This window comes from Limnohabitans sp. Jir61, assembly GCF_003063545.1.
Taxonomy (GTDB): Bacteria; Pseudomonadota; Gammaproteobacteria; order Burkholderiales; family Burkholderiaceae_C; genus Limnohabitans.
Genome location: NZ_NESD01000001.1, coordinates 169,077 through 193,477 on the forward strand (window position 1 = coordinate 169,077; position 24,401 = coordinate 193,477).

Genomic DNA, 24,401 nt, shown 5'->3' on the forward strand with positions numbered 1-24,401 from the left:
TTAGCCCAACCAGTGATGATTGTTTGAGGAATCCCATGAGTGACACCCCAGTAGACACCAGTAAACGCACGTGGCTGATTGCCTCGACATGCGCCGGTGCAGTCGGTGGTGCAGCAGTTGCTGTGCCTTTCGTTAGTACATTCCAGCCCTCCGAGCGCGCCAAAGCCGCCGGTGCAGCTGTTGAAGTCGATATCTCTGCCATGAAACCCGGCGAGAAAATGACCGTTGAATGGCGCGGTAAGCCAGTTTGGATCGTCAAGCGCACACCCGAGCAACTCGAGTCTTTGAACAAGACAGAGGCTCAATTGGCTGACCCCAAATCTGAACGCAAGCAAGACGAGTTCACGCCCGTTTACGCACGCAACCAAGCCCGTTCGATCAAACCAGAAATTTTTGTGGCTGTCGGTATTTGCACCCACTTGGGTTGCTCGCCCTCAGACAAGTTCCAAACCGGCGCGCAGCCCTCGTTGCCCGACGACTGGAACGGTGGCTTCTTGTGCCCTTGCCACGGTTCAACCTTCGACATTGCTGGTCGCGTGTTTAAAAATAAGCCCGCACCAGACAACCTCCAAGTCCCGCCACACATGTACCTCTCCGACACTAAGTTGTTGATCGGTGAAGACAAGAAAGCCTGATAGGACACACCATGGCTGAATTTAAAGAAATCTCTCCGAACGCCAGCGCTGGCGAAAAACTGTTGAACTGGGTGGATAACCGCTTCCCAGCTTCAAAAATGTACAAAGAGCATCTCTCTGAGTACTACGCACCCAAGAACTTCAACTTCTTCTATTTCTTTGGCTCATTGGCACTCTTGGTGTTGGTGATTCAAATCGTGACCGGTATCTTCTTGGTCATGCACTACAAGCCTGATGCCGCTTTGGCATTTGGTTCTGTGGAATACATCATGCGCGACGTGCCATGGGGCTGGTTGATCCGCTACATGCACTCGACAGGCGCTTCGGCGTTCTTTGTTGTGGTTTACATGCACATGTACCGTGGTTTGATTTACGGTTCATATCGCAAGCCACGTGAGTTGGTGTGGGTGTTTGGCTGTGCCATCTTCTTGGCATTGATGGCTGAAGCCTTCATGGGTTACTTGTTGCCTTGGGGCCAAATGTCCTATTGGGGCGCTCAAGTGATCGTGAACTTGTTTGCTGCTGTGCCCTTCATTGGTCCCGACTTGGCTTTGCTGATTCGTGGTGACTACGTGGTGGGCGACGCCACTCTGAACCGCTTCTTCAGCTTCCACGTGATTGCCGTGCCACTCGTCCTGTTGGGCTTGGTGGTGGCGCACATCATTGCGTTGCACGAAGTGGGTTCGAACAACCCCGACGGCGTTGAAATCAAAGGCCCGAACGCATTGAAAGATGCCAACGGCCATCCACTCGACGGCGTGCCTTTCCACCCCTACTACACCGTGCACGACATCTTGGGCGTGAGCGGTTTCTTGTTGGTGTTCAGCGCGATCATTTTCTTCGCGCCTGAATTCGGTGGTTACTTCCTCGAATACAACAACTTCATCCCTGCGGATCCATTGAAGACACCGTTGCACATTGCCCCAGTGTGGTACTTCACGCCCTTCTATTCGATGTTGCGTGCGATCACCAGCGAAATGATGTACGTCTTGATCGCTTGCGTTTTGGCTGGTGCCTATTTTGGCGCTGCCAAAACCAACTTGCCAAAAGTCATCAAAGCTGGCGTGGTGGGGGCGGCTGTGTTCGTGTCCTTGCTCATGCTCTCGATCGACGCCAAATTCTGGGGTGTGGTCGTGATGGGTGGCGCTGTGGTCATCTTGTTCTTCTTGCCTTGGTTGGATAACTGCGCGGTCAAATCGATCCGCTACCGTCCTGACTGGCACAAGTACATGTACGGCGTGTTTGTGGTGAATTTCATCGTATTGGCCTATTTGGGTGTTCAGCCACCTTCAGCCATCGGTGAGCGCGTGTCACAAGTGGGTACCTTGTTCTATTTCGGCTTCTTCTTGTTGATGCCAATCTGGAGCCGTATCGGCGAAACCAAGCCAGTGCCAGACCGCATTACTTTCACGCCTCACTGAGATTCACGGAGAACATAACCATGAAAAAAATCATTCTCAGCTTGGCATTGGCCCTCGGTGTTGTTGCAGGTGCGCAAGCATCCAGCGACGGCATGGCTTGGGACAAGGCGCCTAACAAAATCAACGATCAAGCCGCTTTGCAAAATGGCGCCAAGATCTTTGTAAACCATTGCTTGAACTGCCACTCAGCCGCATTCATGCGCTACAACCGTTTGAAAGATATCGGTTTGACTGAGCAGCAGATCAAAGACAACTTGTTGTTCACGACTGAAAAAGTCGGCGACACCATGAAAGCCAACATTGATGCCAAACAGGCCAAAGAGTGGTTTGGTGCAACGCCTCCTGACTTGACCGTGATTGCACGTTCTCGCGCTGGCCACAACGGCACAGGTGCAGACTACCTCTACACCTACATGCGCACGTTCTACCGTGATGAAACCAAAGCCACAGGTTGGAACAACTTGGTGTTCCCGAACGTAGGCATGCCTCACGTGTTGTGGGAATTGCAAGGCGAGCGTCGCGCTGTGTTTGAGTCACATGATGGCCACGAAGTCTTCAAAGGCTGGGAACAAATCAAGCCAGGCAAGATGTCTGAAAAAGAGTACGACGAAGCCATTGCTGACCTCGTGGGTTACCTGACATGGATGGCTGAGCCAGCACAAACAACTCGTACACGCCTTGGTGTGTTTGTGTTGTTGTTCTTGGCGGGCTTTATGTTCATTGCATACCGCTTGAATGCTTCCTTCTGGAAAGACATCAAGTAATTTGCGCAAATTCGGCAACAGTCTTCGTGCCTGTTGCCACCTCACGGAGTGACAGGTTAGCCTGCCACTCTTTTTGATTTTTAGGAGACACCCATCATGATGGTGCTTTATTCGGGAACTACGTGTCCCTACTCACATCGCTGCCGTTTTGTCTTGTTCGAAAAGGGCATGGACTTTGAAATTCGCGATGTAGATCTTTACAACAAGCCCGAAGACATCAATGTGATGAACCCATACGGTCAAGTGCCAATCTTGGTTGAGCGCGATTTGATCTTGTATGAATCCAACATCATCAACGAGTACATCGATGAGCGTTTTCCACATCCACAGTTGATGCCTGGCGACCCTGTTGAGCGTGCTCGCGTGCGTTTGTTCTTGTTGAACTTTGAAAAAGAGTTGTTCACACACGTGACCAATTTGGAGTCTCGCGCTGCCAAAGCCAACGACAAAGCCTTGGAAAAATCACGCGCTCACATCCGTGACCGTTTGACTCAGTTGGCTCCCGTGTTCTTGAAAAACAAGTACATGTTGGGTGAGAACTTCTCCATGCTCGACGTGGCGATTGCACCGTTGTTGTGGCGCTTGGACCACTACGGCATCGACTTGTCAAAGAACGCTGCGCCTTTGCTCAAGTACGCAGAGCGCATCTTCTCGCGCCCTGCCTACATCGAGGCATTGACGCCTTCTGAAAAGGTCATGCGCAAATAATTCGTATGTTGAACGCTCCAGACGCATCTTCAACCCGTCCTTACCTGCTGCGTGCTTTGCACGAGTGGTGCACGGACAGTGGTTTCACGCCGTATGTGGCTGTCTTGGTAGACGAGACAGTGCAAGTGCCCATGGAGTACGTCAAGAACGGAGAGATTGTGCTGAACGTGGGCTATGACGCCACGGCCGGTATGACCCTGGGTAATGAGTTCATCGAATTCAAAGCCCGCTTTGGTGGCGTGCCGCGTGAAATCATCATCCCGATCAATCGCGTGATGGCGATTTATGCACGTGAAAATGGGCAAGGCATGTCCTTCCCAATGGGTGCCGCTCCAACTGAAGTCGTGCCCTTGCAAAAGAAATCAACACCGGTCCGTCCTGTGTTGAGCGCGGTAGAGACATCTCACACGGAAGGTGGTTCAGATGACGAACCACCAACGCCCACATCACCTTCTGGTCGTCCCGCGCTCACGCGCGTGAAATAACGTACAAAAGTTAGGTTAGAATTCTGCCTGCGCCGCTTTAGCTCAGTTGGTAGAGCACCCGCCTTGTAAGCGGTAGGTCGTCAGTTCGATTCCGACAAGCGGCACCAAAATAAAACCCGTTACACCTCAGGTGTAGCGGGTTTTTCTTTGTGCATTTAACTTTAGCGCGTCGCGATGACCTTCACACGAATGGTGTTCACATTCCAGCCCTTGGTCCGCAGATGCGCGCATAAAGCCGGTAGGGTTTGGCGCAACTTGGCTGCTACTGCGCTGTTGGGTACCAACAAACACCACGCATCGTCTTCAACACCGCCCGATTGCACCAAAGGACGCAGTGAGGCGGGTAGCAGTGGCGCAATGGCTTTGAGTCGATTTTGGGTGTCACGAGCTACTGCTGAAAACTGAGCCAAGCCAGGCGCTGAGTCCACCACTTGCTCTAGGGTTTGCAATCTGCCACGTACCGACACCTTGGCTTTTGGGGGCGTGCTGTAGCCCAAAGCACGATATGCCGCGAGAGTGTCAGGGTGAGGCGTGGAGCGAGTAGCCATGCAGCAATTATGGGGCTGTGGACGGTTAAAATCCGTAGCTTCTATTAAGCCTTATCAAAAGGATTTTGCGACCCTTGTTTTCAAGTGAAAACAAGATACCCGCAGTGCTCGCATGGCCCTATCTTTCCTGACTCATATTTTCGGTAGCCGCAATGAGCGCCTACTTAAGCAATACCGCAAAACCGTCGCGCAGATCAATGCGTTGGAGCCATCGTTAGAGAAGCTCAACGACGAGGCCTTGCGTGCCAAAACCGACGAATTTAAAACGCGGGTGGCCAATGGCGAAACCTTAGATGCGTTGCTTCCCGAAGCCTACGCCGTGGTGCGTGAAGCATCGAAGCGCGTCATGAAGATGCGTCACTTCGATGTGCAGCTGCTCGGAGGTATTGCGTTGCACCAAGGCAAGATTTCTGAAATGCGTACGGGTGAAGGTAAAACCCTCACCGCTACATTGCCCGTGTACCTGAATGCCCTCACAGGCAATGGTGTGCATGTGGTGACCGTGAACGACTACTTGGCCAGTCGCGATGCGCAATGGATGTCGCGCCTCTACAACTGGCTGGGTTTGTCTGTGGGCATCAACTTGCCACAGATGCCACGCGAAGAAAAGCAAGCCGCTTACCGTGCCGATATCACTTACGGCACCAACAACGAATATGGCTTCGATTATTTGCGTGACAACATGGTCTATGAGGCCGCAGACCGTGTGCAACGCAAACTCAACTACGCCATCGTAGACGAGGTGGACTCGATCTTGATTGATGAGGCGCGCACACCACTGATCATCAGTGGTCAAGCGGATGACCACACAGCTCAGTATGTGGCGATCAATCGCATCGTGCCATTGCTTACACGCCAAGTTGGCGAAGAAGATCCACGCACAGGCGAGGGCATCATCACGCCAGGCGACTTCACGGTAGACGAAAAATCACACCAAGTGTTTATGACCGAGCAAGGCCATGAAAACGCCGAGCGCATTTTGAGCGCCAATGGTTTGTTGCCCGAAGGCGCGTCCTTGTACGACCCTGCCAACATTAGCTTGATGCACCACTTGTACGCAGCTTTGCGTGCCAACCACCTGTATCACCGCGACCAGCACTACGTGGTGCAAAACGGCGAGATCACCATCGTCGACGAGTTCACGGGTCGTTTGATGTCGGGTCGACGCTGGAGCGATGGCTTGCACCAAGCGGTTGAAGCCAAAGAAGGTGTGGAGATTCAAGCCGAGAACCAAACACTGGCTTCCATCACGTTCCAAAACTATTTCCGCTTGTACAGCAAGCTCGGTGGCATGACGGGTACGGCCGATACCGAAGCCTACGAGTTTCAAGAAATTTACGGTTTGGAAACGGTGGTCATTCCACCCAACCGCATCAGCAAGCGCGAAGACCAATTGGACCGCGTTTATAAAACCACTGCGGAAAAATACGTCGCAGCGATTGAAGACATTCGCGAGTGCTACGAACGTGGCCAACCCGTGTTGGTGGGTACGACCTCAATTGAAAACTCAGAGCTGATAGCCGAGATGTTGGAAAAGGCCAAGTTGCCTCACCAAGTGCTCAACGCCAAACAGCATGCCAGCGAAGCCACCATCATTGCGCAAGCAGGCCGTGCCAAGATGATCACCATTGCCACCAACATGGCCGGTCGTGGAACCGACATCGTGCTGGGCGGTAACGTTGAAAAAGCCATTGCCGAAGTGGAAGCTGATGAGTCGTTAGACGCTGCTGCAAAGCAAAAACAAATCGACGCCCTGCGCGTGCAATGGACCAAGGACCACGATTACGTGAAGTCACTCGGTGGCTTGCGCATCATCGCCACAGAGCGTCATGAGTCACGCCGCATTGACAACCAATTGCGTGGCCGCTCAGGCCGCCAAGGTGACCCAGGTTCCTCGCGTTTTTACTTGAGCTTGGATGACTCGCTGATGCGCATCTTCGCGGGCGAACGTGTCAAAGCCATCATGGATCGTTTGAAGATGCCAGAGGGCGAAGCTATCGAAGCAGGCATCGTCACGCGCAGCATCGAGAGCGCACAGCGCAAAGTCGAAGCGCGTAACTTTGACATCCGTAAGCAACTGCTGGAATACGACGATGTGTCCAACGACCAACGCCGTGTGATTTACCAGCAACGCAACGACATATTGGATGCCACCAATTTGACCGCTCAAATCGCCAGCTTGCGTGAAGGCAGCTTTACAGACCTGGTGCGTCAATACGTGCCAGAAGAATCAGTGGAAGAGCAATGGGACATCGCTGGTTTGGAGCGTGCCCTGTTGAATGAGTGGCTCATTGAGATGCCATTGCAAGCAACAGTGCAACAAGCATCCGCTATCACTGATGAAGAAATTCTTGAGCAAGTCATTGAAGCTGCGCACGTGGCTTTCCAAGTAAAGCTCGATCGCGTGGGCATTGAGCAGTTCACGCCGTTCATGCGCGTGGTGTTGTTGCAAAACATTGACAGTCATTGGCGCGAACACTTGGCGGCCTTGGACTATTTGCGTCAAGGCATCCACTTGCGTGGCTACGCACAAAAGCAGCCTAAGCAAGAGTACAAGCGCGAAGCGTTTGAGTTGTTTGGCCGGTTGCTCGATTTGGTGAAAAACGAAGTCACACGGGTGTTGATGACGGTCAAGATTGAATCGAACGAGCAAATCGAACAAGCTGCCTCAGAGCTAGAAGACCGAGCAGAGAATTTGCACAACGTCACCTATACCGCGCCCGATGAATCAGGCCAAGCCGTGACCACTGCCGATGAAGCTACTTTCGCAGCGCAAATGCCACCTGTCGGTCGCAACGATCCCTGTCCATGTGGCAGCGGTAAGAAATACAAACAATGCCACGGTAAGTTGGCCTAAGTTTCATGGCAGTACATCTCAATCCTCCCAATCCCGCAGATTTGCACGCTATTGCTGGCGTGCGCATTGGTGTCACCCAAGCTGGTATTCGCAAAGCAGGTCGTAAAGACTTGACTGTTGTGTTGATCGACGAAGGTGCATCCGTCAGCGGCGTGTTCACTCAAAACCGTTTTTGTGCGGCACCTGTGCAGGTATGTCGCGAGCACTTAGATGCTGGCCAAGGCATTCGTGGCATGGTGGTGAACACCGGTAATGCCAATGCGGGTACAGGTGAAGAAGGTTTGAAGCGCGCTCGCGAAACTTGCGTGGCATTGGCCGAAGCCTTGCACATTTCTCCGAATCAAGTGTTGCCGTTTTCGACGGGCGTGATCATGGAGCCGCTGCCGCACGACCGCATCATCGCGGGTATGCCAGCAGCCATTACCGCAGCCGGTAACGTGGGTAGTGCTCAACAATGGGCCGACGCTGCCGAAGGCATCATGACCACCGACACCGTGCCTAAAGCTGCCAGCACGCAAGTGCAAATCGGCGGTGCGACAGTGAGCGTGACTGGCATCAGCAAAGGTGCGGGCATGATTCGCCCCAACATGGCCACGATGCTTGGCTATGTAGCGACTGATGCGTGTGTGGCACCTGTGTTGATGAAAGAACTGTCCTTGGCTTTGGCCGAAGGGTCCTTCAACCGTGTCACGGTAGATGGCGACACATCAACCAACGACTCCTTTGTGGTCATTGCTACCAACAAAGCTAACCACGCGTCAATCACCAGTTTGCAAAGTGCAGAAGGCCAGGCCTTGTTGCAAGCCATGCTGCAAGTGGCGCGTCAACTCGCCCAAGCCATCGTGCGTGACGGTGAAGGTGCGACCAAGTTCATCACCATTCGCGTGGAAGGTGGCAACACCAGCGCCGAGTGCCGTCAAGTAGCCTACGCCATTGCACACTCACCTTTGGTGAAAACAGCTTTTTTTGCCAGCGATCCCAACTTAGGCCGAATCTTGGCAGCCGTGGGTTATGCCGGTATCACCGATCTCGATCAAACAGCGATTGATTTGTATTTGGACGATGTGCATGTCGCCATTCAAGGCGGCCGTCATCCCGAGTACCGTGAGGAAGACGGCCAACGCGTGATGAAGCAATCCGAAATCACTGTGCGTGTGGTCTTGGGGCGCGGCACTGCCAGCGACACCGTATGGACCTGTGACTTGAGCCACGACTATGTCAGTATCAACGCAGATTACCGCAGCTAATGACAGACCCAATTCACCCCCTAGAACGTTTGGTGCAACGCGCCGAGGCATTGATGGCGCGCATCGAACAGGTGCTGCCGCAGCCGATGGCAGAGCCTGACTGGTCAGCCAGTGTGGCCTTTCGCTACCGTAAGCGCACCAATGGTCGTGGCGGCTTAGAGCCCGTGCGTCATGTGGCCAAGCTGGGTTTGGCAGACCTGCAAGAGATCGACGGCCAAAAAGAAAAAATCCAGCGCAACACCGAACAGTTTGTGAAGGGCTTGCCCGCCAACAACGTGTTGCTCACCGGCGCACGTGGCACGGGCAAGTCATCGCTCATCAAAGCCTGCTTGAACGAGTACGGCCCTCAAGGTTTGCGTTTGATCGAGGTCGACAAAGACGACCTGACTGATTTGCCCGACATCATTGAGTTGGTGTCAGAGCGCCCCGAGAAGTTCATGATTTTTTGTGATGACTTGAGCTTTGAAGATGGCGAGCCCGGCTACAAAGCACTCAAGTCGATCTTGGATGGCTCGATTGCGGCAGCCACGCCCAATGTGCTGATTTACGCCACCAGCAACCGCCGCCACTTGTTGCCCGAGTACATGAAAGAAAACCTCACGTACACGCACACCGATGATGGCGAAGTGCATCCAGGTGAAGGCGTCGAAGAAAAAATTTCTTTGTCCGAGCGCTTTGGTTTGTGGGTGAGCTTTTATCCGTTCAGCCAAGACGAGTACCTGACCATTGCGGCGCAATGGTTGTCGTCGTTCGGTTTCAAGCCCGCCGAGATCGAGGCTGCCAAGCCTGAAGCTTTGGTGTGGGCGCTAGAGCGTGCGTCGCGTAGCGGCCGTGTGGCGTATCAGTTTGCACGCGATTACGCTGGCAAACACGCTGCGTAATTACACTTGATTAATCATGCGTATTAGCAGCATGACAGAAACCCTTGTACGCGTGGTCGATGCAGACCAGCCGCGTTCCGCTGATCGCAGTTTGGTACAGGTTGCTGTCGGCGTTTTGGTGCGTGACGACGAAGCATTCCTGTTGACCAGTCGCCCCGAAGGTAAGGCCTATGCTGGCTATTGGGAGTTTCCGGGCGGTAAGCTTGAAGCCGATGAAACGGTAGAGCAAGCTTTGCGTCGCGAGCTACAAGAAGAAATTGGCATCACCATCCAAGACTGCACCCTATGGAAGACCGAGCGAATTGACTATCCACATGCCTTGGTGCAACTGAACTTTTGCAAGGTCACGCAATGGACGGGTCAGTTGCAAATGTTGGAGTCTCAAACATTTGCTTGGCAGCAATTGCCGGTGATGGTGACGCCAGTCTTGCCAGGGACAGTGCCCGTGTTGCAATGGTTTGCCCAAGAGCGTGGGTTTGTGGGCGAGACTCACAACAACCAAGACTGAGCATGAATCTTTAGACATTAAAAAAGCGCCTTTGAGGGGGCGCTTTTTTTATTGCAAAGGTGTGTTCTCGAAGTCGGCGTCGTCTTGCGGCGTTTGGTCGGGCAAGCGATGTTCTTCGTTGGCCCAAGCGCCGAGGTCTATGTTGCGGCAGCGTTCGCCACAAAAAGGGCGGTATTTGTTGGCACTCTCGTAGCGGCTAGGGCCGCCACATTGGGGGCATACGACGATGCGAACCTCAGCTTCACTCATGGCTTAAACGCAAAGAGCCATTTCAAAAGGCACATCATCTGTGCTGTGCTGCAAGCGGCCATCTCCGTCTTGGCGCATCATGCGCACCCAAATCATCAAACGGTTACCGCTGATCTCGGGTACGAAACCGAGTGCGGGGTCAATCGCTACGCGCATGAGTTGGAACTTGCCTTGTGCCAGCGATTGCTGGAACTGGCCGCCCATGGCCATCATTTTTTGTGTCGTGCCGGTGTCACGCATGAGTGAGAGCAGCAGGTTCACGGACTCTTTCATAGGAACGAACACTTCAAACCAGCGCATGATGTCAGCGCTGCGAACATCAGGGCCTTGCTGTTGCCAAGCATGATAAGCAGGTAGGTCAAAACAGCACGTACCGCCAGGAATCGCCACACGGTTGCGCAGCGCAGACAGCCATTCGTTCTCGGTGATGTTTTGTCCGATTTTGCCCAAGGGCCCACTGAGGCCGCTGTAGCAATGTTCGATGTTGTCTAGCAACTGTTGCAATGCTGACTCAGAGACCGATGGGTTACCACGCAGCGCGCCAAATTGCTGTTTATGACGCTCTAAATCTTTGAGTACGTCTGACTTGAGGTCAGTCCGTCCACCAGCCTCGACCAACTCAAACAAGGTGGTGAGTGCAAAGTGGTTGTCCACTGGGTGATCGCGTTTGGTGAGTTCTTCGAATCTCTGAAACAGGTGTTCCAAGCGCAGGTAAGTGCGCACACGTTCGTTGAAGGGATGTTCGTACAGAATCACGCGGAAAACGGCTCAGGGCTGGACTTTGATAATGATCCGAATCATACCCGCTTGGCAAGCGGTTTCTAGGGCTTTAGTCAGCTTGAATCGGCAGCCAGTTCACCTGGTTTTCTAAGGTGTCGAGCGAGATGCCATCGTTATAGATGACCCAGTCAGCAGCGGTTAGTTTTTGCACGCGTGAGGCTTGTGCTGAAATGATGCGCTGGACGGCTTCGCGGCTTAGCCCATTGCGTGCAATGACCCGCTGAATTTGCGTTTCTTCTAAGCAGTCCACTACCAAGATGCGGTCGACTTGCGGGCGCCAGCGCTCGCCTGCCTCAACCAGCAACGGCACATCGAACACCAAGGTGCGATGGCCCTTTGAGATGGCTGCTTGCGCCTGTTGTTGGGTTTCTTGCGAGACCAAGGGGTGGATGATGGCTTCAAGGGCTTGCTTGGCCTCAGGCTGACTGAAAACATGAGCACGCATGCGTTCGCGGTCGAGTGCGCCATCTGGCGTGATGAACTCTGCCCCAAATGTTCGTGTGATTGCGGGCATGGCTGCCCCGTGTGCTGCAGTGACGTTGCGCGCAATGGCATCCGCATCTATGACCGCCGCCCCACGCGCTTGAAGCAATTGAGCCACAGTGCTTTTGCCACTGCCAATGCCGCCGGTCAATCCAATGCGAAGTGGGGAAGGTGTGGGTGTCATGGTGCTGAGTCTATGTAAAAAATCACCAGCCCATACCGAGTCCGATGGCCTCAATTCCGATCATGGCAACTGTCATGCCAGATGCAGCCAAGAAGGGGCCAAAGGGTACATAGCCATCATTGGGTAAACGATTTGTAAATTTGAGAAATAACCCCAAGCACGCGCCACAGATGCTGGCCAGCACGATCACAGGCAGTAGGGCCAGGGGGCCTAACCAAGCGCCTAAACCAGCCAATAGTTTGAAGTCACCAGCACCCATTCCCTGCTTGCCGGTGAGGCGCTCAAAAGCAGTTGCAACGGACCAAAGTGAGGCGTAGCCAACGGCGGCACCAAAAACGGATTGCGACGCGGGTAAGGTCAACCATCCCAAGGCAGAGGCTACCAGACCACTCCAGACCAAAGCTTGTGTGAGATCGTCTGGCAACAGGGTCGTTTGCCAATCGATGACCGACATCGCCAAAAGGACGGATGCACAGCTAGCCCAACAAAGACCGGCAGCATTCAAGCCCCAGTGCCATGTGCAGACAGACCAAATCAACGCTGTGACAAGTTCGATGATTGGGTATTGCAGGTCTATGGCGTGTTGGCAAAAGCCGCAACGGCCCTTGAGCCATAGGTAACTTAAAACTGGAATGTTGTGCCGGAGCTTGAGTTTGGTTTCGCAGTGTGGACAGTGTGATGCGGGGGTACACAAGTCGTAGCGTGGCGCATCAACCGCGGTTGAGTGACCAGCCATCACCATGCGCGGCAAGCGGTGAATGAGTACGTTCACAAAACTGCCAATCAGCAGACCTAAACCAAATGCGAGAGCCATGTCCGACGTCATACCACTTGCCCCAGTTGAAATATTGGAAGATACAAAGCCATGACCAAGCCGCCAATCAGTACGCCCAACACCACCATGATGAAAGGTTCTAAGAGTGTAGACATTCGCGCAACGGTGCTTTCCACTTCTCGCTCATAGTGTTCAGCAGTTTTTTCAAGCATGTGGTCTAGGGCGCCAGACTCTTCCCCGATGGCGCACATTTGTATCACCATGCTCGGAAACAGGCCGTGCGTATGTTCTAGGGCATAGGACAGCGTATGGCCCTCAATGAGCTGGGCTTGAATGCTTTGAGTGGCGGATTGAAACAGCAAGTGACCCGTGACACCTTGGACGGCTTCTAATGCTTCAGTCAGCGGTACACCCGCTGCAAACATAGTGGCTAATGTTCGCGTCCATCGCGCAGTGCAAGCATGTCGCGTTAGTTGGCCTGCGATGGGAAGGCGAAGCAACAAGGCATGTAAAAATTGTCGCCACTGTTCTCGTTGTTTGATTTGTTTTTGTAAATACCAAATAGCCATACACAAGCTTGTCAGCGCCCAGAGTCCGTGGTGTTGAAGTCCTTCACTCAGGCCAATCACACAACGTGTGAGCCAAGGTAGTTCAGCGCCAAAGGACGCAAAAATGTTTTGAAATGCCGGCACGACAAAAGCCAAAATCAAGATAAATACCGTTGCGGCAATGCCCAAAACTGAGCATGGATAAACAAGCGCAGAGCGAATTCTGACCCGCAAAGCCTCTGATTTTTCTAGGTGGTTTGCCAAACGCTCAAGCATGGTGTCGAGCATGCCTGCCAATTCGCCGACGGCAACGAGATTGCAGTACAAATCGTCAAACTCAGGGTGCAGTCGTAGCGCTTGGTTCAGAGCTGTTCCACCTTCAATTTGTTTGTGTATCGACTCGATGATGGTTTTTAATGACTTGCTTGTCTTGCCGCGATGCAGAATGGCAAAGGCTTGTAGTAAGGGCACCCCAGCTTGAATGAGTGTGGCAAGTTGGCGTGTGAACCGAGTAATTTCTTCGGTAGATGTACGTGACTTGGTAGTGAATAGAAGCCATTTTGGTGGATTGAATTCTCGTTGGATGCCGGTGATGCGAATGCGTTGTTGACGCAGAGTAGCTACAAGTTCTTCTTTGCTTGCAGCATCTAAACGTCCCCTGAGCGGATGGCCTTTGCGATCCACGCCGCGCCATGAATAACGGAATTTATCCATGATGGGTAAGCGCCATCACTTCTTCGACGGACGTGATGCCTTGCCAAACTTTCATCCAGCCTGCTTGCCGTAGCGTGCGTACACCCTCAAGCGCTGCGTGAGCTGCCAGTGCTTGGGTGTCGCTGTCTCGCATGATCAGTGTTTGCATGGCGTCGCTGATGGGCATGACTTGGTAAAGACCAATACGCCCCTTGTATCCCTTGTCGCAGGCCTCGCAGCCGATCGCTTTGTAGGGGCTCGCTGCAGTGTGCATGTGAGATGTGATGGCTTGTTTGTCTCGTTTGCCAAGTGTCCTGAAAAAGAAATCGATTTCAACCTCGTTCATCGGCTGTTTGCAGTGTTCACATAAACGTCGCACCAGGCGTTGTGCGGTGATTAGCCGAATACTGGCTGCGACATTGAATGCGGCAACACCCATATGTCTTAGGCGAGCCAAAGTTCCTGGTGCATCGTTGGTATGTAGCGTAGATAACACCAGATGACCTGTCTGTGCAGCTTGAATAGCAATTTCAGCGGTTTCAAAGTCGCGGATTTCACCGACCATGATCACGTCTGGATCTTGTCTAAGCAAAGCGCGCAATGTGGTGGCAAACGTTAGCCCTGCACGCTCATTGATGTTTACTTGATTAGCACCCGGCAAATGAATTTCTGATGGATCTTCGACGGTGGAAATGTTCACCTCTGTGCGATTGAGTAATTCAAGGCAGCTATACAAAGACAATGTTTTGCCAGAGCCGGTAGGGCCGGTCATCAGAATCAGTCCGTGAGGCTGTGCAATGGCTTGCACAAGCTTGGCTCTGTCGTCAGGTTCATACCCAAGAGCTGCAAGTCCAGGTCGTTCGCGACTGAAATTCAAAATACGCACAACGATTTTTTCGCCATGCAATGTGGGTAAAGAGCTCACCCTTAGATCAATGGTTTGGCCTTGAAATGGATATTGAATACGCCCGTCTTGAGGTAACCGCTTTTCAGCGATATCCATGCGAGCCAAGACTTTGAGTCGAGACACGATGGCATCTCGCAATGTCATCGCTGGCGTCGCTGCAAGGCGCAGTAAGCCATCAATTCGGAATCGAGCACGAAAGAAGTCCTCTCCACTTTCTAAATGAATATCGGAGGCGCCTTGAAAGAGTGCTTGATTCAGCAAATCATCGAGCGTTTTGACGGCAGTGTCCGGAGGCGTTGGCATGCAATTCCTCATTTGAAAATAAGTGGATTTTTGGAAAATAGCCCTTCGACTGGGTAAGGCGCTTGTCAAAAAATAAGATGGCGATGCGTGGTTTTTCGTACGCCAATTAGCGTATTTATTTTTTTACCAATTTAAGTAAACTGATGAAGTCAGCATTGCTGATAAACAAACCAACAATAGGAACAAGAACGTGAACAAGACCGAACTGATTGAACACATCGCAAGCAAATCTGACATTTCTAAAGCAGCCGCCACACGCGCTCTCGCTTCTATCATTGAGGCCGTCAAAAAGACCCTCAAAAAAGGCGACACCGTGACTTTGGTGGGTTTTGGTACCTTCAGCGTCAGCAAGCGTGCTGCACGCACAGGCCGTAACCCACGTACTGGCGCAGCCTTGAAGATCAAAGCCGCTAAGGTGCCACGCTTCAAGCCAGGCAAGGGTTTGAAAGATGCTTTGAATTAATATTAAATTCAAATCAATTTAACAAAAGCCCGCTTTGTGCGGGCTTTTTAATTTTTAAGAATATGTTTATAATATGTTTGTTTTCATTAAACATATTAAATAGGAATATCTCTCATGGCACGTACCACTGTCGAAAATCAACTCGCCGCCATTCGTAAACAGCGCGAACTCTTGGATAAAAAAGAACAAGCTTTGAAATCCAAATCTCATGAAAAAGTTTTGGCAAAAATTGTTGTAATGGCTAAAGATGCGGGTTTGTCAGCCTCTGATATCGCAAAAGCTTTGAGCTCAGGTAAACCAGCCAAGGCTGGTAAAGCCCCTAAAGCTGTAAAAAAAGGCGCATTGGCAGGAAAAAAAGTGGCTCCTAAATACCGCAATCCAGCAAATCCAGAGCAAACTTGGACTGGTCGTGGTGTTTCGCCAACCTGGGTGCAAGCACTCAAAGCGGCTGGCACTTTGGATTCGGCGTTGATTGCTCAGCCAGCACCTGTTGCTGCTTAATTAACCTACGGCCGAGATTGAATCATGAATCGTTTTAAATATTTGGTTTATGTCTTGGCTCTGATAGGTTTTGCCGTTGTGGCAAAACCGATTGGTCCATATCCCTCAATTCAATTGAGTGAGTTGCCAGATCCGTTGCGCTCAGTATGGAAAGAGCTCAAGCCTGAAATGGATCAAATGAGTCATTGCGCCACTGCATTTGACAGTCATTCCGATGGTGAAAAAATGGCATTTCGCTGCTCGATTCACATCAAAATGTCGGCCGAGGGTGAGCGCCGAGCTATGCGCTATTGCGAAGAAAAACGCCAAGAAAAGGGCATCAAAATGCCCTGTAAATTAGTCGAAGAATAAAATATCTGATGCGCAGTAATCAGCGCACCAGATTTAATTTTTGCATGATCTGTTGGCTTGCTTTAATAATAGGCTCAGCAGCTTTTGCTAATAGCAGCGCGTCTGTCGATTGATGTGCCCACTGATCTGCTCGATCTAGTATCAAATAAAAGTCGCTCATATCGCCAATCTCGAATGTTTCATCCTTGGCTTTCATGATTTCGAGTAGCGTGATGTAGCCTAAGAAATACAAAGCAAACATCAACGAAATCGAAGCGTTTTGAGAGAGTTCGTGATCGTCAACGATCTCAGCAAACATTTCACGAATCGTATCGATCGTGATAATTTCATTTGGATCAAATTTAAATTCTGCTTTGAAACAGTCGCAAGCAATATCCCATTGCTGAATGCTGTCGGTATAGGGTTTGTCTAAATCGTGCATTCGGTATTCAGTTAAGTTAATGACGGCGGTCTAATAGCTGGGCGGCCAATGTGTGCATTGCGTCGCGGTAGGGGCTTGCAGGCAAGATGTTAAGCGCTGCAATTGCCCGCTCGGCTTCTGCATTAGCGGCCGCTCGGGTGGCTTCAAGTGCACCTGTCGAGCGCACGATGTCGACAATGTCATCTAATGCATCCATCTCACCATTTTCAATTGCACTTTGGATGGTCTGGCGCTGTGCAGGTGTGCCACGTTGCATCGCAATGATGAGCGGCAAGGTGTTTTTGCCTTCACGCAAATCGTCGCCCAAGTTTTTACCCAGTTCTTTGGCGTCGCCGTCATAGTCGAGCACATCGTCGATTACTTGGAATGCGGTACCCAAAGCTTGGCCGTATTCAGCACAGGCAGTTTCGACTTCAGGTGAGCATTTCGCCAAGATGGCGGCCAAGCGGGTGCTGGCTTCAAAGAGCTTGGCCGTTTTAGAGCGGATCACACGCAAATAGCCCGCTTCGTCCAGCGAGGCGTCGTGCATGTTCATGAGTTGCAGCACTTCGCCTTCGGCAATTACGTTGGTGGCCTCTGCCAATACTTCCATGACGCGCATTTCGCCTGAATCCACCATCATTTGGAAGGCGCGGGAATACAAAAAGTCGCCTACCAGCACGCTAGCAGGGTTACCAAACGATTCATTGGCGGTAGGTCGGCCACGGCGCAGGGTGGATTCGTCCACCACATCGTCATGCAGCAAGGTAGCGGTGTGGATGAACTCGACCACGGCTGCCAAGTTGTGGCGCTGGGCGTTGGTGTAGCCCAAGGCGCCGGCCATGAGTAAGAGCAGGGCGGGGCGAATGCGCTTGCCACCTGCCGAGATGATGTACTGAGAAACGGTGCCCACCAGCGGCACGCCCGAATCCAAGCGTTGCGCGATGACGCGGTCAACTTCTGCCATATCGGCAGCAATCAGGGCTAAGGGGTTGGCGGGTGTAGTGGACAAAGCGTGACTAGGAAAAATGGGACGAAACGCGCCGAAACGCTGCTGGATTATAGGGATTGGCCAAGCAAGCCCTTTCACTGCTATAATTTCGGGCTCTGCGGAAATCCGTCCGTAGATATCCACATAGATTCTTATCTAGAGGTCTCACATGTACGCGGTCATAAAAACCGGTGGCAAACAGTATCGTGTTGCTGCTGGTGAAAAAATTAAAGTAGAACAGATTGCTGCGGACGTAGGCCAAGAGATTGTGATCGATCAAGTTTTGGCAGTCGGTAACGGCGCTGAACTCAAGGTCGGCACACCCTTGGTGTCCGGTGCAACTGTCACAGTGACAGTTTTGTCTCATGGCAAACACGACAAAGTTCGCATTTTCAAAATGCGTCGTCGTAAGCACTATCAAAAACGCCAAGGGCATCGTCAGCAATTCACTGAATTGCAGATTGCTTCCATCAACGGCTAAGGAGCATTTGACATGGCACAGAAAAAAGGCGGCGGCTCTACGCGCAACGGGCGTGATTCCAAGCCCAAAATGCTCGGTGTGAAGGCTTTCGGCGGTGAGTTGATCTCCGCTGGCTCCATCATCGTGCGTCAACGTGGTACCAAATTCCACCCCGGCGTTAACGTCGGCGTGGGCAAAGACCACACTTTGTTCGCATTGGTTGACGGCCACGTCTCGTTCGGCGTTAAAGGCGCTTTGAACAAGCACATGGTCAACATCACACCCGTTTGATTTTTTCAAACTGATTTGTGACAAAGCCCCGACTTGTCGGGGCTTTACTTTTTACACTAGACCCATGAAATTCGTAGACGAAGCCTATATCGACATCGCCGCTGGTGATGGGGGGAACGGCTGCGTCTCCTTCCGTCATGAGAAGTACAAAGAGTTCGGCGGCCCCAACGGTGGCGACGGCGGGCGCGGCGGCCATGTGTTCGCCGTGGCTGATCCCAACCTCAACACCTTGGTTGACTTCCGTTACTCACGCCGCCACGAGGCCAAACGCGGCCAACACGGCATGGGCTCCGACATGTTCGGCCATGCAGGCGACGACATTATTTTAAAAATGCCCGTGGGCACCATCATCACCGACGTCGAAACCGGCGACGTGTTGTTTGAGTTGCTCACCCCAGGTGAAGTTATCACTATCGCCAAAGGTGGTGACGGTGGCTTTGGCAATATGCGATTCAAGAGCGCGATCAACCGCGCACCGCGTCAAAAAACACCAGGCTGGCCTGGCGAAAAACGCGAGCTCAAACTTGAGTTGAAGGTGCTGGCCGATGTTGGTTTGTTGGGCATGCCCAACGCTGGCAAGTCCACTCTGATTTCCGCCATTTCCAATGCGCGCCCCAAGATTGCCGACTATCCCTTCACCACCTTACACCCCAACTTAGGCGTGGTTCGTGTGGCCGCAGAGCAAAGCTTTGTGGTGGCCGATGTGCCGGGTTTGATTGAAGGCGCGTCTGACGGCGCAGGCTTGGGTCATCAGTTCTTGCGCCACTTGCAACGCACACGTTTGTTGCTGCATCTTGTGGACATTGCACCGTTCGATGAAGGCGTGGACCCTGTGGCGCAAGCCAAGGCCATCGTCAACGAACTCAAAAAATACGACAAAGCCTTGTACGACAAGCCGCGTTGGATTGTGCTGAACAAGCTCGACATGGTCGCAGCGGATGAGCGCGATGCCTTGGTGGCTGACTTCGTTAAGCGCATGAAATACAAAGGTCCAGTGTTCCAAATCTCTGCGCTCACGCGGGAGGGCTGCGAGCACCTGATCAAAGACATCTACAAACACATCAAAGCGCAGCAAGTCTCTGAGCAACCACCAGAGTATGTTGATCCGCGCTTTGCTGATCCCACGCCTGAATAAGCAGCCATGACGCTTTCCACCTCCACCGTGTTGCGCGATGCACGCCGCATCGTGGTCAAGGTCGGCTCTAGCTTGGTCACCAATGAAGGCCGTGGCTTAGATGAGCAAGCCATTGGTGAATGGTGTCGCCAACTCAGCGCCTTGGTGCGTGATGGCCGTGAAGTCATCATGGTGTCCAGCGGTGCGATTGCTGAAGGCATGAAGCGCTTGGGCTGGACTACCCGCCCACAAGAACTGCACGAACTTCAAGCCGCCGCCGCTGTCGGCCAAATGGGCTTGGCCCACATGTACGAAACCAAGCTGCGCGAAAACGGTTTGGGTTCTGCCCAAGTCTTGCTCACGCACGCTGACCTTGCTGACCGCGAGCGTTACCTCAATGCCCGTTCTACTTTGCTGACTTTGCTCACACACGGCGTGTTGCCTGTGATCAACGAGAACGACACCGTGGTGAACGACGAAATCAAGTTTGGTGACAACGACACCTTGGGTGCTTTGGTGGCCAACTTGGTCGAGGCTGATGCGTTGATCATCTTGACCGACCAAAAAGGTTTGTACACCGCCGACCCGCGCCGTGACCCATCTGCCACCTTTGTGCACGAAGCACGCGCGGGTGACGCCAAGCTCGAAGAGATGGCAGGTGGTGCAGGCTCTAGCATCGGTAAGGGCGGCATGATCACCAAAATTTTGGCGGCCAAACGCGCGGCAGGTTCGGGTGCATCCACCGTCATTGCATGGGGCCGCGAGCCTGATGCCTTGGTACGTTTGACCCAAGGCGAAGCCATTGGCACATTGCTGGTGGCACAAACTCAAAAGCAGCAAGCTCGCAAGCAGTGGATGGCCGACCATCTGCAACTGCGCGGCTCGGTCACCATCGACGATGGCGCGGTGAGTAAGCTCAAGGGCGATGGTTCCAGCCTCTTGCCCATTGGCATGACCGGCGTAGTTGGTGATTTCTCACGTGGCGAAGTGATTGCGATTTTGGACAGCCAAGGTCAGGAAGTGGCACGCGGCTTGGCCAACTATGCAGCCGCTGAAGCGCGTTTGCTGTGCCGCAAGCCATCCAGCCAAATGTCGGAATTGCTTGGTTACGCCGCCGAGCCAGAGATGGTGCACCGCGACAACTTGGTGCTCTCCAGATAAGAAAAAGCCCACCGAAGTGGGCTTTTTTCATGAGCCGTCGCGATGTTGTCGCAATGACGCTTGAGGGTCTGGGTCAAACGTGGCGCCTGGTGGCAACTCCATGTTCATGGCTGCACCAAATTGCTTGGGCATGCCCCCGTTGTCTTGGCTCGGGTGGCCGCCACCATTACGTAAATATCGTGTGCGGCTGTCGTGACGTGGCAAAAAGCGTGACAACTCGGTCAGCGCCATTTCATACACGCCACGTTTGAACTCAACCACCACATCTAACGGCACCCAATAGTCGTTCCAGCGCCAAGCATCAAACTCGGGATGGTCGGTGGCACGCAGATTCAAATGGTGGTCGGGCGCGACCATTTGCAGCAAAAACCAAATTTGCTTTTGGCCTTTGTAAAAACCGCGCGCGTCACGGCGGATGAACCGGTCTGGCACCTCATAGCGCAACCAATCACGGGTACGGGCAACGATGCGCACATGCTCTGGCTTGAGCCCCACTTCTTCGTGCAATTCACGAATCATGGCCTGCTCTGGCGTTTCGCCACGGTCGATGCCGCCTTGCGGGAACTGCCAGCTGTGGGTGCGGATGCGTTTGCCCCAAAAAACCTGATTTTTCTGGTTGAGCAAGATGATGCCGACGTTGGGTCTGAACCCTTCTCGGTCAAGCATAATCGAACCTCAAATTTTTAAACTGAGTCGATTATGCACAGAGCTGCAGCACTTCACTCAGAATTTGCCCTAATTCCCCCACTAAATTGACGATTCGATTGCACGCATGAAAGCCTCCCAGTTTCTCATTTCCACCCTCAAAGACGCCCCCGCTGACGCCGAAGTGGTCAGCCACAAATTGATGATGCGTGCGGGCTTGATCAAAAAGCTCGGCGCTGGCATTTACAACTACATGCCCATGGGCTTGCGCGTGATCCGCAAGGTTGAGGCCATCGTGCGCGAAGAAATGAACAAAGCGGGCGCGATCGAGCTGACTATGCCCGTGGTGCAACCCGCTGAGCTGTGGCAAGAAACCGGCCGCTTCGACAAGATGGGCCCAGAACTCTTGCGTATCAAAGACCGCCACGGTCGGGACTTTGTGGTGCAACCCACCAGCGAAGAAGTGGTGACCGACATCGCCCGCCAAGAAATTCGCAGCTACAAACAGCTGCCCAAAAACTTCTACCAAATCCAAACCAAATTCCGCGACGAACGTCGCCCACGTTTTGGTTTGATGCGCGGCCGCGAATTCATCATGAAAGATGCGTATAGCTTTGACCGCGACCAAGACAGCGCCAAGCAAAGCTACCAAGTCATGGCGGGCGCGTACCGCAACATTTTTGACCGCTTCGGTTTGACCTACCGCGCTGTGGCCGCTGACAGCGGCGCGATTGGTGGCGACTTGAGCGAAGAGTTCCAAGTGATCGCTGCCACGGGTGAAGACGCCATCGTCTATTGCCCCACCAGTACCTACGCTGCCAACATGGAAAAGGCCGAAGCTTTGGCGCCTGCGCAAACGCGCGGTGCAGCCACACAGGCTCTGACCAAAACCGCCACACCCGGCAAGAGCACCTGCGAAGACGTGGCTGCTTTGTTGAATGTGCCGCTGAACACCACCGTCAAGTCATTGGTGTTGGCCACTGACACGCTCAACGACAAAGGGGAAGTCGTCAAATCACAAGTGTGGCTTTTGCTCTTGCGCGGCGACCACGACATGAACGAAGTCAAAGTGGGCAAGCTGCCCGGCTTTGAAGGCGGTTTCCGCTTTGCCACCACTTCTGAAATTGACGACCACTTCGGTTGCAAGCCAGGTTACCTCGGACCCGTCAATTTGAAGCAACCATTGAAGATCGTCGCCGACCGCGATGTGGCCGTGATGGCTGATTGGATTTGCGGCGCTAACGAGGTGGACTTCCACATGACAGGCGTTAACTTTGGCCGTGATGTGGCCGAGCCCGATTTGGTGGCTGACATCCGCAACGTGGTTGCCGGTGATACATCACCCGATGGCCAAGGCGTGCTCGCCATCGAGCGCGGCATCGAAGTGGGCCATGTGTTCTACCTCGGCACCAAATACAGCCAAGCCATGAACGCTACCTTCTTGGACGTGAACGGCAAACCGCAATTCATGGAAATGGGTTGCTACGGCATTGGCGTGACGCGTTTGCCTGCAGCGGCCATTGAGCAAAACCATGACGAGCGCGGCATCATTTGGCCCGACGCGATTGCGCCGTTCACTGCTGTGATTTGCCCCGTCAACATGGACCGCAGCGAAGACGTGAAAGCCGCTGCCTTCAAGCTCTACGAAGAGTTGTTGGCCTTGGGCGTGGACGTCATCTTGGACGACCGTGGCGAGCGACCCGGCGCGATGTTTGCCGATTGGGAGCTGATCGGTGTGCCACACCGCGTGACCATTGGTGACAAGGGCCTGAAAGACGGTGTTGTCGAGTACCAAAATCGCCGTGACACCGAGTCCACCAAAGTGGCCGTGGCCGATGTGTTGGCACATGTGAAGGCCAAGCTCGGTTTGTGATTCTGATGGCCCGCAGCTTGCGTCTTTTCAGTCGTGTGTTGCGCGCGCCATGGGCGATTGCTTTGAGGCGGCTCCGTTGGGGGCCGCTTTTGTTTGTGGCGTGCTTCACTGCTGCCGTGCAAGCGGGCACTCAACGTGAAGAGCCGTTGATTGACTCGGTGCGTACCGCACTGAGCGCCGCGGTGCATCAGTCTGGCCCACCAGTGCTGGTGCATGCCGATGTGAAGGCGGCCAATGCGTTTCAGCAGTGGCTCACCCAGACCGAGGCGCGCTTAGAAAAACAACTGCAACGCCGCAAAGCCAGCCCAGCCCCCGCTAATTTGGCCATCGCAGCATCCACGCCAAATGGCACGCCCGATGTGTTGGCGCATGAGTTAGCCAGCCCCCATTTGCGCCGTGAGTTTTTGCAAACGGTTTGGTACGAAAGCCAGCGTGCTGGCTTGGATCCATCGCTGGTGCTGGGCCTCATTCACGTGGAAAGCGGCTTTCGCAAATTTGCCATTAGCAGTGCAGGGGCGAGGGGATTCATGCAGGTCATGCCGTTTTGGACGCGTGTGCTGGCTGATGGGGATGCTGGTGTGCTGTTTCAAGCGCAAACCAATTTGCGCTTTGGCTGCGTCATCTTGCGGCACTACTTGAACGTTGAAAATGGAGACTTGTTTTTGGCGCTAGGCCGCTACAACGGCAGCCGTGGTCAAGCGCCCTATCCAAATGCTGTGCTAGCGGCACAAAAGGGGTGGCAATGAAAGTGTGGTTTTTCGTGTTGGCAACTGCGCTGTTGACAGGCTGCGCCACCAAAGCATATCGGGCTTTAGAAGGCGAGTGTGCGCCTCAAGCTTGGGCGGATTACCCAGAGAACAAAGTGCAAGTGGTGCAAACGCGTCAGCGTGTGATTCATGTGTCCACAGGCATGCGCAGCTGCTACACCTCGCGTGATGGAGCACACACCAACACGATATGCAATGACATCACGCGACCGGAATACATTCCCTATCAAGAAACTGTAGTGATTGACCAAAACGAAGCCGTGCGCAAAATGGCCATCGAATCGTGTGCAGCCAATCTGTGCTTGCAGCGCTACGGCAACGCCAAGTGCAAGACCGACCAGATCTTGGTCCCCGTCCAATAAAAAAGCCCGCTTCTGCGGGCTTTTTACTGGAGGCTTGAAATCAGCC

Annotated in this window: 29 protein-coding genes and 1 tRNA gene; 20 read left to right on the forward strand and 10 right to left on the reverse strand. The window is 53.1% G+C overall.

The window, feature by feature from the left end; genetic code table 11:
• Nucleotides 1–35: 35 nt before the first annotated feature.
• From petA to B9Z35_RS00805, 6 genes are all read left to right on the forward strand, one after another.
• Nucleotides 36–635 carry a ubiquinol-cytochrome c reductase iron-sulfur subunit gene (gene petA / locus B9Z35_RS00780; protein WP_108281774.1) on the forward strand — a complete coding sequence of 200 codons (600 nt, stop codon included), beginning with the start codon at nt 36–38 and terminating at the stop codon, nt 633–635.
• 11 nt (nt 636–646) lie between these two features.
• Nucleotides 647–2,056 carry a cytochrome bc complex cytochrome b subunit gene (locus B9Z35_RS00785; RefSeq protein WP_108281775.1) on the forward strand — a complete coding sequence of 470 codons (1,410 nt, stop codon included), beginning with the start codon at nt 647–649 and terminating at the stop codon, nt 2,054–2,056.
• A 20-nt stretch (nt 2,057–2,076) separates the two neighbouring features.
• Nucleotides 2,077–2,820 carry a cytochrome c1 gene (locus B9Z35_RS00790; protein WP_108281776.1) on the forward strand — a complete coding sequence of 248 codons (744 nt, stop codon included), beginning with the start codon at nt 2,077–2,079 and terminating at the stop codon, nt 2,818–2,820.
• 96 nt (nt 2,821–2,916) lie between these two features.
• Nucleotides 2,917–3,528, forward strand: coding sequence for a glutathione S-transferase N-terminal domain-containing protein (locus tag B9Z35_RS00795; protein WP_108281777.1), 612 nt, complete (start codon nt 2,917–2,919; stop codon nt 3,526–3,528).
• 5 nt (nt 3,529–3,533) lie between these two features.
• Nucleotides 3,534–4,013, forward strand: coding sequence for a ClpXP protease specificity-enhancing factor (locus B9Z35_RS00800; protein WP_108281778.1), 480 nt, complete (start codon nt 3,534–3,536; stop codon nt 4,011–4,013).
• A gap of 31 nt (nt 4,014–4,044) precedes the next feature.
• A tRNA-Thr gene (locus tag B9Z35_RS00805) sits at nt 4,045–4,120 on the forward strand.
• Between the two features lie 54 nt (nt 4,121–4,174).
• Here B9Z35_RS00805 and B9Z35_RS00810 read toward each other — a convergent pair.
• The gene (locus B9Z35_RS00810) at nt 4,175–4,561 is read right to left on the reverse strand and encodes a hypothetical protein (RefSeq protein ID WP_370444102.1); all 387 of its coding nucleotides are present in this window, start codon (nt 4,559–4,561) and stop codon (nt 4,175–4,177) included.
• Between the two features lie 112 nt (nt 4,562–4,673).
• Here B9Z35_RS00810 and secA point away from each other — a divergent pair, with 112 nt between their 5' ends.
• The 4 genes from secA to B9Z35_RS00830 are packed head-to-tail and all read left to right on the forward strand — an operon-like array spanning nt 4,674 to nt 10,054.
• A complete protein-coding gene (secA, locus tag B9Z35_RS00815) occupies nt 4,674–7,418 on the forward strand; it encodes a preprotein translocase subunit SecA (RefSeq protein ID WP_108281779.1) in 2,745 nt (914 codons plus the stop codon).
• Nucleotides 7,419–7,423: 5 nt separating this feature from the next.
• Nucleotides 7,424–8,665 (forward strand): bifunctional glutamate N-acetyltransferase/amino-acid acetyltransferase ArgJ, encoded by a 1,242-nt coding sequence (argJ, locus tag B9Z35_RS00820; RefSeq protein ID WP_108281780.1) that lies wholly within the window; start codon nt 7,424–7,426, stop codon nt 8,663–8,665.
• Complete coding sequence (locus tag B9Z35_RS00825; RefSeq protein ID WP_108281781.1) at nt 8,665–9,546, forward strand: ATP-binding protein; 882 nt, start codon at nt 8,665–8,667, stop codon at nt 9,544–9,546. Before argJ ends, B9Z35_RS00825 begins: the two co-directional genes overlap by 1 nt.
• 31 nt (nt 9,547–9,577) lie before the next feature.
• Complete coding sequence (locus B9Z35_RS00830; RefSeq protein WP_108281782.1) at nt 9,578–10,054, forward strand: NUDIX domain-containing protein; 477 nt, start codon at nt 9,578–9,580, stop codon at nt 10,052–10,054.
• 48 nt (nt 10,055–10,102) lie between these two features.
• Here B9Z35_RS00830 and B9Z35_RS00835 read toward each other — a convergent pair whose 3' ends face one another.
• From B9Z35_RS00835 to B9Z35_RS00860, 6 genes are all read right to left on the reverse strand, one after another.
• Complete coding sequence (locus tag B9Z35_RS00835; RefSeq protein WP_108281783.1) at nt 10,103–10,303, reverse strand: DNA gyrase inhibitor YacG; 201 nt, start codon at nt 10,301–10,303, stop codon at nt 10,103–10,105.
• A gap of 3 nt (nt 10,304–10,306) precedes the next feature.
• Nucleotides 10,307–11,059: a cell division protein ZapD gene (gene zapD, locus B9Z35_RS00840; protein WP_108281784.1), complete on the reverse strand. Its 753-nt coding sequence runs from the start codon at nt 11,057–11,059 to the stop codon at nt 10,307–10,309.
• Between the two features lie 73 nt (nt 11,060–11,132).
• On the reverse strand, nt 11,133–11,750 hold the full coding sequence (gene coaE / locus B9Z35_RS00845) for a dephospho-CoA kinase (RefSeq protein ID WP_108281785.1): 618 nt from the start codon (nt 11,748–11,750) through the stop codon (nt 11,133–11,135).
• Nucleotides 11,751–11,772: 22 nt separating this feature from the next.
• Nucleotides 11,773–12,564 carry an A24 family peptidase gene (locus tag B9Z35_RS00850; RefSeq protein WP_233246437.1) on the reverse strand — a complete coding sequence of 264 codons (792 nt, stop codon included), beginning with the start codon at nt 12,562–12,564 and terminating at the stop codon, nt 11,773–11,775.
• Nucleotides 12,565–12,572: 8 nt separating this feature from the next.
• Entirely contained in the window at nt 12,573–13,787 is a 1,215-nt protein-coding gene (locus B9Z35_RS00855; protein ID WP_108281787.1) for a type II secretion system F family protein, read from the reverse strand.
• Nucleotides 13,780–14,976: a GspE/PulE family protein gene (locus B9Z35_RS00860; RefSeq protein ID WP_233246438.1), complete on the reverse strand. Its 1,197-nt coding sequence runs from the start codon at nt 14,974–14,976 to the stop codon at nt 13,780–13,782. The genes B9Z35_RS00855 and B9Z35_RS00860 overlap by 8 nt, the downstream gene beginning before the upstream one ends.
• Before the next feature lie 190 nt (nt 14,977–15,166).
• Here B9Z35_RS00860 and B9Z35_RS00865 point away from each other — a divergent pair, with 190 nt between their 5' ends.
• The 3 genes from B9Z35_RS00865 to B9Z35_RS00875 all read left to right on the forward strand — a co-directional run bounded on the left by B9Z35_RS00865 (nt 15,167) and on the right by B9Z35_RS00875 (nt 16,291).
• Nucleotides 15,167–15,439: an HU family DNA-binding protein gene (locus B9Z35_RS00865; RefSeq protein ID WP_108281789.1), complete on the forward strand. Its 273-nt coding sequence runs from the start codon at nt 15,167–15,169 to the stop codon at nt 15,437–15,439.
• Between the two features lie 114 nt (nt 15,440–15,553).
• Nucleotides 15,554–15,940 carry an H-NS family nucleoid-associated regulatory protein gene (locus B9Z35_RS00870; protein WP_108281790.1) on the forward strand — a complete coding sequence of 129 codons (387 nt, stop codon included), beginning with the start codon at nt 15,554–15,556 and terminating at the stop codon, nt 15,938–15,940.
• 24 nt (nt 15,941–15,964) lie between these two features.
• Nucleotides 15,965–16,291, forward strand: coding sequence for a hypothetical protein (locus B9Z35_RS00875; protein WP_108281791.1), 327 nt, complete (start codon nt 15,965–15,967; stop codon nt 16,289–16,291).
• A gap of 19 nt (nt 16,292–16,310) precedes the next feature.
• Here the strand turns inward: B9Z35_RS00875 and B9Z35_RS00880 are convergent, their stop codons facing one another.
• Together B9Z35_RS00880 and B9Z35_RS00885 are read right to left on the reverse strand one after the other, a co-directional pair.
• A complete protein-coding gene (locus B9Z35_RS00880) occupies nt 16,311–16,712 on the reverse strand; it encodes a hypothetical protein (protein WP_108281792.1) in 402 nt (133 codons plus the stop codon).
• Between the two features lie 16 nt (nt 16,713–16,728).
• Nucleotides 16,729–17,658 carry a polyprenyl synthetase family protein gene (locus B9Z35_RS00885; RefSeq protein WP_108282759.1) on the reverse strand — a complete coding sequence of 310 codons (930 nt, stop codon included), beginning with the start codon at nt 17,656–17,658 and terminating at the stop codon, nt 16,729–16,731.
• A 193-nt stretch (nt 17,659–17,851) separates the two neighbouring features.
• On the opposite strand from B9Z35_RS00885, the gene rplU reads away from it, so the two are divergent.
• The 4 genes from rplU (at nt 17,852) to proB (ending at nt 20,708) form a co-directional block, all read left to right on the forward strand.
• Complete coding sequence (rplU, locus tag B9Z35_RS00890; protein ID WP_104796975.1) at nt 17,852–18,163, forward strand: 50S ribosomal protein L21; 312 nt, start codon at nt 17,852–17,854, stop codon at nt 18,161–18,163.
• 12 nt (nt 18,164–18,175) lie between these two features.
• On the forward strand, nt 18,176–18,433 hold the full coding sequence (gene rpmA / locus B9Z35_RS00895; protein ID WP_104796974.1) for a 50S ribosomal protein L27: 258 nt from the start codon (nt 18,176–18,178) through the stop codon (nt 18,431–18,433).
• Nucleotides 18,434–18,497: 64 nt separating this feature from the next.
• Nucleotides 18,498–19,568 (forward strand): Obg family GTPase CgtA, encoded by a 1,071-nt coding sequence (gene cgtA, locus B9Z35_RS00900; protein WP_108281793.1) that lies wholly within the window; start codon nt 18,498–18,500, stop codon nt 19,566–19,568.
• A gap of 6 nt (nt 19,569–19,574) precedes the next feature.
• Nucleotides 19,575–20,708, forward strand: coding sequence for a glutamate 5-kinase (gene proB / locus B9Z35_RS00905; RefSeq protein ID WP_108281794.1), 1,134 nt, complete (start codon nt 19,575–19,577; stop codon nt 20,706–20,708).
• A 27-nt stretch (nt 20,709–20,735) separates the two neighbouring features.
• On the opposite strand, the gene B9Z35_RS00910 is transcribed toward proB, so the two are convergent.
• Nucleotides 20,736–21,374, reverse strand: coding sequence for an RNA pyrophosphohydrolase (locus B9Z35_RS00910; RefSeq protein ID WP_108281795.1), 639 nt, complete (start codon nt 21,372–21,374; stop codon nt 20,736–20,738).
• A 106-nt stretch (nt 21,375–21,480) separates the two neighbouring features.
• Between B9Z35_RS00910 and B9Z35_RS00915 the strand changes: the two genes are divergently transcribed.
• The 3 genes from B9Z35_RS00915 to B9Z35_RS00925 are packed head-to-tail and all read left to right on the forward strand — an operon-like array spanning nt 21,481 to nt 24,355.
• Nucleotides 21,481–23,226, forward strand: a complete 1,746-nt coding sequence (locus B9Z35_RS00915; RefSeq protein ID WP_108281796.1) for a proline--tRNA ligase — start codon at nt 21,481–21,483, stop codon at nt 23,224–23,226.
• 5 nt (nt 23,227–23,231) lie between these two features.
• Nucleotides 23,232–23,972 (forward strand): lytic transglycosylase domain-containing protein, encoded by a 741-nt coding sequence (locus B9Z35_RS00920; protein ID WP_108281797.1) that lies wholly within the window; start codon nt 23,232–23,234, stop codon nt 23,970–23,972.
• Nucleotides 23,969–24,355 (forward strand): hypothetical protein, encoded by a 387-nt coding sequence (locus B9Z35_RS00925; RefSeq protein ID WP_108281798.1) that lies wholly within the window; start codon nt 23,969–23,971, stop codon nt 24,353–24,355. The genes B9Z35_RS00920 and B9Z35_RS00925 overlap by 4 nt, the downstream gene beginning before the upstream one ends.
• The last annotated feature ends 46 nt before the right edge of the window (nt 24,356–24,401 follow it).